Raw genomic sequence first — 13289 nt, forward strand, 5'->3', positions numbered from 1 at the left:
TTTTGTTGTTTAGACGGTTGAAATAATTGCGTAATGAGCAAGTACAGATAATCATTTCATTTGGAAAAGCTGACATTAAACAGTCATTTTAACACATTTTAACTAAAGTAAAAGTAAATACACCGGCCTATTTTGCTATTTTTGACTTTGAAAGGCGAAATATTCCGTTTGCGCAATACTGTCGGATACAGTATTCATAGACTCTAAAACAGATAAAGTATCTCCTAATGAACAACTTTAAAAAGATTAACGACTTAGTTGGTTGGGCCGTTTTTGTTATTTCATTAATCGTATTCGCTGCAACTGTAGAAAGAACTGCTTCTTTCTGGGATTGCGGTGAATTCATTGCTTGTGCTTACAAGCTTCAAGTTCCACACCCTCCTGGGGCACCATTGTTCCTCTTGTTGGGTCGATTATTTTCCCTTTTCGCGGCTGGTGATGTATTGCAGGTGGCCTATTGGGTAAACATGTTATCGGTAGTTTCGAGTGCCCTGACTATTTTGTTTATGCACTGGACTATTGTCTTGATTGGTAGAAAAGTTCTTAATAAGAAATTTGATGAACTTACTTTCAATGAAGCACTTATTTTATTGAGCTCAGGTGTTGTTGGTTCATTAGCTTATGCTTTTTCAGATACTTTCTGGTTCTCAGCAGTAGAGGCCGAAGTATATGCTATGTCTTCATTCTTCACTGCCTTGGTAGTGTGGGCAGCCTTTAAATGGGAAATCATTGAAGATGAAGTTACGGCTAACCGTTGGTTGATTTTGATTGCCTACATCGTTGGTTTATCGATCGGAGTTCACTTATTGAACTTGGTTACAGTACCAGCTTTGGCATTGTTATATTATTTTAAAAAGTATCCAAAACCTACTTACCTTGGCGGGTTCGCTTCTATTTTTGCGGGTTTGGTTATTTTAGGAGTCATCAACTCTGGAATTATCCCGGGACTTCCATCTATTGCCTTCAGTTTTGAACTAGGAATGGTAAATGGTATGGGAATGCCTTATGGTTCTGGGGTAGTAGTGTTCTTGATTTTGTTTGTTGGACTTATGGTAGGTGGAGTTGCCTATTCTCATAAGAAAAACAAGGTGAACTTGAATATTGGTATGTTGGCATTGTCATTCGTACTAATTGGTTATTTGTCGTATACTTTGGCCTTGGTTCGTTCAAATTATAACACACCAATCAACGAAAACGACCCAAGTAATATCCTCAACTTCTTGAAATATTTACGTCGTGAGCAATATGGCGATCGTTCTTTATTGTTCGGGCCTATCTATACAGCAGAAGTTGAAAGTGTAGAGCAAGGAGCACCTGTTTACAAAATGCAGGATGGTAAATATGTGGTATATGATCACAAGCAAAAAGTGTCTTACTCAAAAGATGGTCAGATGCTTTTCCCGCGTATTTATTCTAGCGCACCTCAACACGTAGAATTATATCGAGAAATGCTGGGTATTCCAGAGGGACAGAAACCAACCTTTGGAGATAACCTAAAATTCATGTTCTCGCATCAAATGGGACATATGTATATGCGTTATTTGTTGTGGAACTTTGTAGGGCGTGAAAGCGATATTCAAGATGCTGGCGTGATTGATTATACTCGAAAAGGAGCTTTACCAGAGCTTTTAGCTACGAATAAAGCAAGAAATAACTATTTCTATCTTCCTTTAATTTTAGGATTATTAGGTTTCTATCTTTTATATCGTAAAAATGAAAAAGATTTCTTAGTAACTATTCTGATGTTCTTACTGACAGGTTTGGCATTGGTTGTGTTCCTAAACTCGCCACCAACTGAGCCACGTGAGCGTGACTATATTTATGTAGGTTCGTTCTATTTCTTTGCTATATGGATTGGTTTGGGTGTGATGCAATTGGCAGAGTGGTTGACAAAGTTCTTGAAAAATGGTGCTTCGAGTGGTATTGCTGCTACAGCGCTTTCTGCGATTGTTCCTGTGATATTGATTCAGCAAAACTGGGATGACCACGATAGAAATCACCGTTATCACCAAGTAGATTTTGCGAGAAACATGTTGAACTCTTGTGCTCCGAATGCTATCCTATTTACAGGAGGAGATAACGATACATTCCCATTGTGGTATGTGCAAGAAGTAGAAGGCTTCCGTACAGACGTACGTGTTTGTAACTTGTCGTTGTTAGGTACAGATTGGTATATCGATCAAATGAAACGTAAAACGTATGAGTCTCAGGCTTTGCCGATTTCATTGTCAAAAGATCGTTTCTTGGAAGGTGTTAACGACCAAATCTTGTTTTACGAAAACCCTAACGTAAAAACAGGAATCAATCTACAAGAATACATGAAATTGGTGAAGGATGATAATCAAGCAATTAAAGTACCTTTGCAAGATGGTTCTATGATCAATACGATGCCTTCTGAAACAGTATTTCTGCCAGTGAATGTAGACCAAGTGAAAAAATCTGGTATTGTTCCAAAAGATATGGACCAGTTCTTAACTGATCAGATTAGCTGGAATGTAGGTAAAGGTGGCATTATGAAGCCAGAACTGATTCAATTAGACATTATTGCTCAAAACGCAGCTGAAGGTTGGAAACGTCCAATTTACTTCGCTACAACATTGGCAAGCAGTAGCTATTTGAATATGAAAGAATTTATGCAGTTGGAAGGTTATGCGTATCGTTTGATGCCATTTAAAGTTCCTGGTGCGAAAGATGGCTTTGTCAATACAGACATCATGTATAATAACATGACTACTAAAATGGCTTGGCGTGATTTGGATAATCCAAAAACGTATTATCATTCAGATTTCTATTTGGAAGTACCAGTAGTGACGGCGCGTTTGAGCTTCTTGAGATTGGTAGACCAATTGGTACGTGAAGGTAAATTGCAAAAGGCAAAACAAGCGTTGGATTACGAAATGAAGGTAATGCCTGATAAAACGATTCCTTACGATCAGTTGAGTGCTAATTATGTAGCTTTATACTTGGCAGTAGGAGACAAGAAAACCGCTCTTCAGATTGCTGATACAATGATGAATCGTAATAATAAAGCGTTAGATTACTATTTGACAGAACGTCGTGGTAGCGATGCTAGAGAAATTCAAACAGCATTGTACGAAATGCAGATTATCGTCAATGGCTTGAAAGAAGCTAAAATGCCTGAAGCAGCTAAATATGAACAAATGTTTAATAGTCAGTTGCAAAAAGCTAGCTTATAGTTCAATCATAATATGAATCATTACTAATTGAGCGAATTAGCGATTATGTTAAAATTTGTATTCTTGCAGTAGAGACGCAATGATAGTGTCTTACACAGAATAAAAATATCGCATAGTAGTATTAAAAAAGGGGTCGAAAATATTTTCCGCCCCCTTTTTTAATGAAATTAATAACATCATTCTTGTCTCAGGATTTAAGATAATGCATAGTTTATGAAAGTCTTGAAAAAGAAAAAGGGTTCAATAACAAAACTGTTATCGAACCCTTTTTTGTAATTAAGTAATAGAAAAGATATAATTAGAATTATATCTGCGTTATGGACTAGTTATGCATTTATTCTAATAACTGATATACTAGTATCTAATAACTTCCTTTTACTTAGTTAAAAAAGTCTTTCATTTTTTCGAAGAAAGATTTTTCACCTTTACTTGGCTTTGGTGCAAAGTTTGGTGAATTCTTTAATTTTTCAAGAATATCAGTTTCTTCTTTACTTAGTGTTTTTGGGGTCCAAATATTCACATGAATAAGCTGATCGCCTGTACCATATCCATTGATTTCTTTGATACCTTTACCTTTTAGTCGTAGGATTTTACCACCTTGCGTACCAGCTTCAACTGAAATACGAGCTTTACCTCCGATCGTTGGAACTTCTACAGAAGTACCTAATGCTGCATCAGCAAAGTTGAGATACAATTCGTAAATAACGTTGTTGCCATCACGGTGTAATATTTCATGTGGTTCTTCCTCGATAACAATCAACAAATCACCTGCAACACCGCCACGCGGAGGCACGTTACCTTTGCCACCCATCGACAACTGCATACCTTCGGCTACACCAGCAGGAATTTTGATTGGGATGATTTCTTCTTCAAGTACACGACCTTCACCAAAACAAACCTCACAGCGAGTTTTAATCATCTTCCCTTCGCCATTACAAGTAGGACAAGTAGAGGTAGTTACCATTTGTCCTAACATAGTTTGTTGAACACGGCGCACCTGACCCGAACCACCACAAGTTTGACAGCCTTGTACTTCAGTACCATTTTTAGCACCGTTACCAGTACAAGCCTTACAAGTTACATGGCGTTTTACCTTGATTTTCTTCTCAACACCATTAGCGACTTCCTCAAGGTTTAATTTTAATTTGATACGAAGGTCAGAACCTTTACGCACACGGCGACCACCTCCTCCTCCACCGCCAAACATATTGCCAAATGGACTGCCATCACCAAAAATATCTCCAAACTGGCTGAAGATATCTTCCATGTTCATACCGCCACCATAAGCGCCACCACCACCTGCGGCACCACCCATACCTGCGTGTCCGAAACGGTCGTATTGCTGACGTTTTTGTTGATTTGATAATACTTCATACGCCTCAGCAGCCTCTTTGAAGCTTTCTTCAGCCTGCTTATCGCCTGGGTTTTTATCTGGGTGATACTTAATCGCAAGCTTACGATACGCTTTTTTGATTTCGTCATCGCTGGCAGTTTTGCTTACGCCAAGTACCTCATAATAATCTCTTTTTGCCATGATTTTATAATAGATAATAATGCCAATGTGGCATTATGTCATGATATGTTAGTTAGCCACTACAACTTTTGCAAATCTAATTACCTTGTCATTGAGGTAATATCCTTTTTCGATTACATCGAATACTTTACCTTTATCTTCCTCTGTAGGAGAAGGGAATTGGGTAATAGCCTCGTGTAAATCTGGATTAAATACATCACCTTTTGCGTCCATTGGTTTTAAGCCTTTGCTGGTAAGCGCATGATTTAGCTTATTGAAAATCAAAGTAACGCCTTCTGAAATTTCGCCTTCTTGTGCATTCGCAACTGCTCTTTCTATATCGTCAACCACAGGAAGAATATCTCTGATTACTCCTTCAGATGCTGATTGAATCATATCCAATTTTTCCTTTGCAGTACGCTTACGGAAGTTATCAAAGTCTGAATATAATCTAATATATTTATCTTTCAACTCTGCCAATTCGATGGATAAATTCTCTAATTGACTAGCTTCTTTATTTTCTACTTCTGGAGTAATTTCTTCTGTTCCGACTGTCTGATTGTCAGTATCTTGTTGTAAAACTTGTTCTTCCGCCTGTAATTCCTCTTTATTTTCCATATTCAGTGAACTTTTCGCTTTATTTTTAATTTTCTGAAAAATGTTCAATTTTTTTGCCATTTCATGATTTCTGCCAACTTGGCAGATTTAGAGAATTACAAAGTTACGGCTTTTCTCCCGAATGTCAGTTTTCAGTTGAAAAGTTTTAAGGATTCTGAATGAGCTGGAATTTTATTGTGTGCCAGACATTTCCTGATTGACAATTAATAAAGTAATTGCCAGAAGGTAAATGTGATAAATCTAGCTCTTTTTCAGTGCTTTGATTTAGCTTAGCATTGTAGTTGTCACGTCCTAAATAATCTATCACACGTAGCTCGCCAGAGTAAGGTTTTTCAAACTTTACTATAAACTTCCCATTATTGGGGTTAGGATACAATAGGGTTTTGCTAAAACTTGGGTCGTCAAATCCTAAAATAATCAAGGTTGTAGCAGAGGCAAAGGCGTAATTAGATTCAGAGAAACTTGAAAAAGCCTTAATTCTGTAATTATAGGTGGTATTCGCTTCAAGTTTAGTATCTGTGAAAGTTATGGTATTACCATCGGTTTTGGTCAAGACTTGAAAACTATTATTGCCAGCGTCTTTTTCAATTTGATAGGTATTGGTTCCACCGATATTATCCCATGTCAATTTAATACTAAATTCACTAGCGGCTGTTGCTTTAAGTGCCGGAGTATTAAGTAATGCCGGCGTTTTTATTTCCAGCATTGTATAGGGTGACTCGGTTACTGTATTCTTACTTTTGATACGATATTGATACGTGGTATTAGCAGTAAGATTGATATCTGCGAATGAATTTGTTCCAGCATTGGGCTGAAGTATTACTGTGTAGTTTGATACATCGGGTGTTTTACGTTCAAGTATGAAACCAGTAACGTCAGAGTCAGTAGTTCCCCAATTCAATTGGTTCGCATTATAGTAAGTCGCACTTCCTGTGAGGGTTGGAGCTTTTAGAGCATTGAAAGTAAGTGCTGTTATAGAGCTGTATGGCGATTCGGACGCCGCTGAGATAACTTTAGCCTTGACAGTGTACTGCGTTTTATCCTCCAAACCAGTGAATGACACACTCAGTGTGGTGCCTGAAACAATATTCTGTTTTAGTAAAGTATTATTACCTGCCTTATAGATTTCAATGATATAGCTCGTTGCGGTTGCAATAGCTGGCCAAGTAATATCCAGAGAGGTAGCTGTTACTTTGCTGACTGACAACACAGGACTATTTAAGGCATCAGCTATTGGAAAGTCTTTGAAACTAAAAGCTGTTAGACCTTGTGAGTTTTTGAGAAATGGACCATTAAATGTTACTCTCGTATCGAATGTATTACCACTAGATGGCATGAAATCTGGAAGATAAGTCAACGTCTTGGCTGAACTACTGGTATTACTAGTGAGTGTCAGACGGTTTTGATTTACACTTCCGCTACCCATATCTGCCGACGATTTATCTTGATAGAAGTAAAAACGCATCTCATATTTATTGCCATTTTGGTCTACATCGTTCGGCCATACGAGGGTTTGTCCTTCTTCAAAAATGACTGTAACTTCTTTCTTGTTGGCATCAGTGTAAAAAGCTTTCTGGACCTGCGGGCTGGTTGAAATATTAGCCTTGGTGGTGGCATACAAATCATTGTTGATGGTATTCCAAAGAGTATTGGCTATTTGCGTATAACCTTCTAATGAATATTGACCTGAAACGCCATTAAACCCATCGTAACCTAGACTTGAAAATACCTTTGTATTGGCGTAGTTATTAGCAATAGTTCTCTGGAAATCACGCATTTTACCAGCATCTTGCACTCCATTGTAATAAATATTACTCTGGAAGGTATAAAGTGGGATAGTGCTAGGGAAATCACTCCTCAGACGTTTGTAAAGTTTATCAAACTCATTAGGATAGGAAGTACTGGCGGCACTACGCGCCTCAACATCTCCTCCCCACCAAAAGGCAGCTTTGAGCTGGCTACCAACTCCAGCTTTTTTTACCCTGTATAATAATCGTCCGTAAACAGTGCTAATGTCATCGCCAGATGAATTAGTAATGTTTTGCTGTGAAAGAGGTGTCGATATTGCAGACTCATTGATAATGGTACTAGGAATACCATATTGTTGAGCCAATTTTCTTTGTAGCTCCAAAGCCCAAACACCCACTTCTGAACGAACATCACCGCTAATTTTCCATGTCGTATCAGACAAAGCATAATTGGTATTTGCTTTTGTACCAAATGTGCGACAGTAAGGACTGTAAAAGTTATAGGTTACAGTATTATTTTCGGTATGCCATGCTTTGGCATTTGTTTGTCCCATTACAGTAAAGAAATCACCAGATGCCAAATCTGTCCTTGTCGCCAGAAGGACAGAGTCTGTTCCTGTTACAGCATAAATACTGAAAGCATAAGAAGCTAATTCTGCTTTGATATTTGTTTTTAAACTAAAATCAGTTTTTCCATTATTGTAGTTTAATGTCACTTTGCTGTAGCTATAATTGACACTATTTCTTTTGGTTAAAATAGAGACATAATCATATTTTATTGGAGCTTCTTGTAAGGTAGCCTTAACTTCTATCTCCGAAGTATTACTACTATTCCGAGGAAACATTTGTAAGTTTTGAGGAATTTTACTAAATGAAATAACAGGGTCTGTATTGCCTGGAATTACATTTTTGGGGTCATACTCACCGATAGGGTACTGAAAAAAAGCGAGGGCTCGCATACCAGATTGATTCTTGATGTAGGGACCTAGATATGGAAATAGTGGGTCTCCTTTATTGACAATTGGAGGTAAATAATTAATAGTGTTTGAAGAATTAGAATTGAATAAATCAAACAAGATAGCATTTTTGTAGATAGCCCATGATTTGATGTGCCCGTTTGTCCCGTTGAGATAAAAGAAATCCACCATATTCAAACCATTAAAGTTCTCTGGCCATTTGAGTAACTGACCTTTCTGAAAAATTAAAGCGATTTGATTTCTTTGAGGTGTGGTATAATAAGCCTTTTGAATATTTGGAGCGGAGAAATTACCATCATCTATCGAACCTAAAAAATCTCTTTTATAAAGACGAAACAATTCAGCCCCATTTTGTTGATAGCCTTCAGGTGAATAATGTAACCCGTCGAAACCTACTGTACCAATTGAAGGGATAACATCAACAATAGAAGCATTTGTGATACCAAATTCACGCTGTTCTTCACGGACTAAGGGTGCATATCCTGTGGCATTTTCGATTATGTCTATCTGAAAAAGATAAGTCTTTTTTATTGATGGTAAATCAAGTTTGAGGTTGGATAGAATTGTGTTGAAATAGAGTTTAAAATTACTGCCTTCTCCGTATGCTTCGCTTTCTCCTTGTCGATAAATAAATGCTTTTACTGCATTTTGCAATCCTGCTTTTTGTATTCTGTATAATAATCTGCCATAGGTATTAGTTAAATCTGCTGGGTTGGACGCTGTTCGATTGGCGTGTTGCTGTGCGTTGCTCCAATGTGTTCCACCGTTAATAAGGCAGGTTGGAATGCCATAATTGTCCAAAATAAGTTTTTGTAGTTCAAATCCCATGGTTCCGACATTGTAATCATAACCATTTTGGTTAGATAATGTCCAAAGTGTGTCTGCGGGGTTATAATTGGCAGTATTAAAGGTATCAGTGATTTTTCCGAAGGTTCTACAAAATGGATTTGTTCGAGTTTCTGTAAAAAAGCAAGTTGAGTTAGATTGACCCGTAATCACAATCACTTCCCCTGAAACTACGTTGCTAACACTTGTTACCAAAGAAGAGTCACCAGATGATAATACTTGATAGATGCTGAAATCATAATTGGCTTGCTCTGATTTTATGATAAGGTTGCTGAAACTAAAACTTCCTTTTCCAGAGATATAACTCACATTAGCTTTTTGGTAATTATATTTTTGAGCATTTCGGTTAATAAGTACTGAGTAGTAACTCACATTGGCTCTGGTAGTACTCCCACTGATAGGGACGGTACTTTGACCACTTACATTTCGTGGATATAGTTGATAATCTCGTGGTAGTGCTGAGAAATTTGTACCGCCAATAACTTGTCCTATAGAATTTAGTGAACATAAGAATAATATTGATAGGAGTAATAAACTTCGCTTCATACAATTGATGATTTTATATGCTTGATAAAAATTTGATATGGGTATTAATAAAGACATCTTTTATTGGAGAAAAGATGTTTCTAAAGCTAAAAAAAATGGAAATTGGCAGCAAGAGATGTGAAATAACTAACCTATGGCATTAGAGATAACTGAAACTCTATCAAAATTACAGATTATCACCTGATTTTTCAAGTTTCACAATTCCAAACTACCTTTGTAATAGAACAAACGGGCTTTTGATATTATGAACCAACTTCGACAACATCATACTCAACTCATCAAAGAACAAGCAAAATTGCTTGGATTTGATTTTTGTGGGGTATCAAAAGCTACTTTTTTGGAAGAAGAAGCACCTCGATTAGAAAAGTGGCTAAACAATAATTATCATGGTGCGATGAACTACATGGAAAATCACTTTGATAAACGTCTTGATCCTCGTTTGTTGGTCGATGATGCCAAGTCGGTAGTGTCTTTGCTTTATAATTATTATCCAGAGGAAAAACTTTCCGAAAAAGAGGAGGACTATAAAATCTCCAAGTATGCCTACGGAATGGATTACCATTTTGTGATAAAAGACAAACTCAAACAGTTGCTTGATTTTATTCAAGAAAACATTGGTGAAGTAGGAGGGCGTGCTTTTGTGGATTCTGCCCCTGTCATGGATAAAGCATGGGCCAAAAAGTCAGGCTTAGGCTGGGTTGGGAAAAATGCTAATTTGATCAATAAAGGTCACGGTAGCTTTTTCTTTATTGCTGAACTCATTATCGATTTGGAGCTAGAACCTGACGGTCCTGTCAAAGATTTTTGCGGTACTTGCAAACGTTGTATCGAAGCCTGCCCAACAGAGGCTATCGTAGAACCTTATGTGGTTAATGGTTCAAAATGCATTAGCTATTTTACCATTGAACTCAAAGACGCAATTCCTATCGAAATGAAAGGTAAATTTGATAATTGGATGTTTGGCTGTGATGTTTGCCAAGATGTTTGTCCTTGGAATCGTTTTTCAAAACCACATAAAGAACCCCTCTTTAATCTACACCCCGACTTGAAAGATTTTACCAATAAAGATTGGGATGAAATAACCACAGAGGTTTTTAACCAAGTTTTTAAAAAATCACCAGTCAAACGAACCAAATTAGAGGGACTGAAAAGGAATATTGATTTTATTGGTTGGAATGACAAAAAATAAGGCACAAAAAAAAGCAACAATCCAAGGGAAAGTTGCTTTATTATTTTCTAATATACCTTATTATAATGAATTTCTTAAAATGATTTGCATTGGCATTTGTGTGCTGGTTTTTTTGCCCTCAACCACAACAGATGCTGCTATTTTGCCAACTTCTTCTAAAGGACTTGAAATTACCGTGATACCACCTGCAAGGATTTCTTTGTAACATGAATCATTGAGTGAAATCAAGCCAACTTCTTTTCCTAAAGTAAATCCTTGTGTTGTACTCGACTTGATAGCATATACCAAATCGGTATCATCCATCGTCAAATATGCATTTCCTTCTTCTACTTCTTCGCCTTCTAAGCCATCCAACACTTGGAAATCGAAGCCATTATTTTCGCAGAAGTTACGGAAACCTGTAATCAACTCAGCATCGAAGTATTCTTCTTCTGTAAGGACCAAGTTGAGTGTTTTATATTTCTTAAATACCTCTAATTGGCTTTGCATAACCTGACAAATTTCTTCACCTGAATTATTGACAATTGAGGAGTTTGTACCGTTAAGGTTTTGCAGAGATTTGTCTAACAAAATCAAGCGTTCGCCAGAAATTTTCTTGAGGCATTTGATATTTTCTTCGTTTTCCTCGATTAAGTGAGGCATGATCACATAGTAGTGATAATTACCTAGGTGGTTGTTAATAATCTCACGGAAATTATCGCTCTTGTAGTTATAAGTAAAAATATCTACAATCACCTCCTTACCTGCTGCATTTACAAAAGCATTAAAAATTGCTTTATTGCTTTCGGTGATTTTACCAACCAAGAAAAAAACTTTAGTTTTCTTTTGAGCAGATTTTCCAGAAATAAAATAACCTTTTCTGAAGATAGACGTAATCACACCCAAACGATGTAACTCGGCATAAGCACGTTCTACGGTGTCTCTTGAAAGATAGCACTCCTCGCTAGCTTCATTGATAGAAGGGAGACGCTCTCCAACTTTCAGGACTCCCGACTCAATATCGGTCAAAAGCGAGTTTACCAATTGTTGGTATTTCGGAGTTTTCGAGTCGTGCTTAATTTGGGCAAATTCTACAAAAGTCTTCATTACGTTAATTTTTGGAATTACTATAGTTTTTATAAGGTATTGGGTACTCGACGAAAAAGGGATCTCAAAAAACTGGTTTACCTTATAACGATATTTACTAAAGTTGTGATAGGTTTCAAATGCCTTCGAGTTGTATTGAGGTAAGACTAAAAGGGCTTTTTTAATTTTTTACTGAATTGGATAAGTACCGAAAAATTATGATAAAATCCAGTTTTTTGATGATTCAAAGATAGACCATTATTGCTCGATTCTGTTAGGACACATTTGGCAAATACTAGTACATATCTTGCAAAAAGTTCTTTTTTTGAATCTGGTAGGACATATATTGCAGATTGTGTAAAAAATGTCAGAAGAAAATACGGTTTGCTACAAGTAAAGTGTAGAAATGTTGAAGTTGTATTTTTCTGGGAATATTCCTGAAAACAAAAAAGTCCTAGACCAGAGGTAAAGGACTTTAATTAACAAAAACTTTAAAACTTCATTGAATTGTTGAAGTAAGTTTTTGAACCAAAACTTTCTGTCAAAGGTAGACTTTCGATGATCCAAGACCTGTCCTGAAATGCCCTGCTGTAGGTGGCTGTCATGCTTCAAATTTTATTTACGGCATAGTGCAGGACATTACCTATATTACCTACTGAGTATTTTTGAGTAAGTAGAAAAAATAGAGATTTGAAAATAGAAAGTATTCCATCGTACCCACATATACACGTGACAAAACCTCAAACTATTCTCGACAATCAGACTGGTGTCGCCTCCATGAAGGTGCTGCTAGTTTTTAACAAACTGAGTGATTTTAAAGATAAAATCTACCAAAGTTTTCTCGAAAAATTGGGAGAAAAAGCTCATGTCGATGTATATGTTCATCAGGTTACACCACTGTCAACTCAGCACTTCGACCAAGTAATTCGAGAAAGAATTACCGAATACGATCATGTGGCTGTGTTGTTGCATTCGTCTTATCTTCATGAAGATGTTCTAAAAACACTTAATAGTATTCCTAAGGAAAAACTACTAATTTTGGATAAACGAAACGAGTTTATCCGAGGTGAATATGCTTGTGTGTACCACGACTTTGAGGAGGGAATTCAACGAATATTTTCGGAGATAAAAGATTCATTAAGTAAATATCAAACCATTAATTTGGTTGTGAACGAATCCAATACAATTGCCAAGTCACTGGAAGAGGGGATTCAGAAGTTTGCAAAACAATATTCTTTTGACTTTCATGTAATAAATGAAATAAAAGAAGAGGTTGTTAAACCAAATCAAGTATTTTTGATCCTTTCAGAACAAGGTCTTGCCGATATTCTGAAACTTTGCAGCAAACGCCAGTTATCATTAGGTGAAAATATTGGTATTATTTCATACAATGAAACACCTCTAAAAGAAGTTTTATGTGGAGGAATATCTGTGGTAACCATCAATTACGAAGAACTTGGTCGACATGCAGCTAATTTAATTTTACAACGAAAAAAAGAACATATCAAAACACCTATTCGCTTTATTCAACGAAATTCACTTTAATACATTCGTATCTTATCGAGCGAACGATAGCAATGAACTAAGAGA

At 36.7% G+C, this 13289-nt stretch carries 7 protein-coding genes; 3 read left to right on the forward strand and 4 right to left on the reverse strand.

Going from position 1 to position 13289, the window contains the following annotated elements:
- Positions 1-227: 227 nt before the first annotated feature.
- On the forward strand, positions 228-3197 hold the full coding sequence (locus tag BWI92_RS09685) for a DUF2723 domain-containing protein (protein WP_095162465.1): 2970 nt from the start codon (positions 228-230) through the stop codon (positions 3195-3197).
- Positions 3198-3576: 379 nt separating this feature from the next.
- Here the strand turns inward: BWI92_RS09685 and dnaJ are convergent, their stop codons facing one another.
- From dnaJ to BWI92_RS09700, 3 genes are all read right to left on the reverse strand, one after another.
- The gene (dnaJ, locus tag BWI92_RS09690) at positions 3577-4734 is read right to left on the reverse strand and encodes a molecular chaperone DnaJ (RefSeq protein ID WP_176464397.1); all 1158 of its coding nucleotides are present in this window, start codon (positions 4732-4734) and stop codon (positions 3577-3579) included.
- 45 nt (positions 4735-4779) lie between these two features.
- Positions 4780-5328, reverse strand: a complete 549-nt coding sequence (locus BWI92_RS09695; RefSeq protein ID WP_095163337.1) for a nucleotide exchange factor GrpE — start codon at positions 5326-5328, stop codon at positions 4780-4782.
- Positions 5329-5473: 145 nt separating this feature from the next.
- A complete protein-coding gene (locus tag BWI92_RS09700; RefSeq protein WP_176464386.1) occupies positions 5474-9445 on the reverse strand; it encodes a sialate O-acetylesterase in 3972 nt (1323 codons plus the stop codon).
- A gap of 244 nt (positions 9446-9689) precedes the next feature.
- Between BWI92_RS09700 and queG the strand changes: the two genes are divergently transcribed.
- Positions 9690-10634 (forward strand): tRNA epoxyqueuosine(34) reductase QueG, encoded by a 945-nt coding sequence (queG, locus tag BWI92_RS09705; protein WP_095162471.1) that lies wholly within the window; start codon positions 9690-9692, stop codon positions 10632-10634.
- Positions 10635-10694: 60 nt separating this feature from the next.
- Here queG and BWI92_RS09710 read toward each other — a convergent pair whose 3' ends face one another.
- On the reverse strand, positions 10695-11720 hold the full coding sequence (locus BWI92_RS09710; RefSeq protein ID WP_095162473.1) for a GntR family transcriptional regulator: 1026 nt from the start codon (positions 11718-11720) through the stop codon (positions 10695-10697).
- 708 nt (positions 11721-12428) lie between these two features.
- Between BWI92_RS09710 and BWI92_RS09715 the strand changes: the two genes are divergently transcribed.
- Positions 12429-13244, forward strand: a complete 816-nt coding sequence (locus BWI92_RS09715) for a substrate-binding domain-containing protein (protein WP_176464387.1) — start codon at positions 12429-12431, stop codon at positions 13242-13244.
- The last annotated feature ends 45 nt before the right edge of the window (positions 13245-13289 follow it).

The organism is Flectobacillus sp. BAB-3569, from assembly GCF_002270355.1.
Taxonomy (GTDB): Bacteria; Bacteroidota; Bacteroidia; order Cytophagales; family Spirosomataceae; genus Flectobacillus; species Flectobacillus roseus.

What these genes read in the sequence shown, in the direction of transcription:
- BWI92_RS09685 (WP_095162465.1), top strand. Translation starts at nt 228, where the DNA reads ATGAACAACTTTAAAAAGATTAACGACTTAGTTGGTTGGGCCGTTTTT.
- BWI92_RS09695 (WP_095163337.1), bottom strand. Translation starts at nt 5,328, where the DNA reads ATGGAAAATAAAGAGGAATTACAGGCGGAAGAACAAGTTTTACAACAA.
- BWI92_RS09700 (WP_176464386.1), bottom strand. Translation starts at nt 9,445, where the DNA reads ATGAAGCGAAGTTTATTACTCCTATCAATATTATTCTTATGTTCACTA.
- queG (WP_095162471.1), top strand. Translation starts at nt 9,690, where the DNA reads ATGAACCAACTTCGACAACATCATACTCAACTCATCAAAGAACAAGCA.
- BWI92_RS09710 (WP_095162473.1), bottom strand. Translation starts at nt 11,720, where the DNA reads ATGAAGACTTTTGTAGAATTTGCCCAAATTAAGCACGACTCGAAAACT.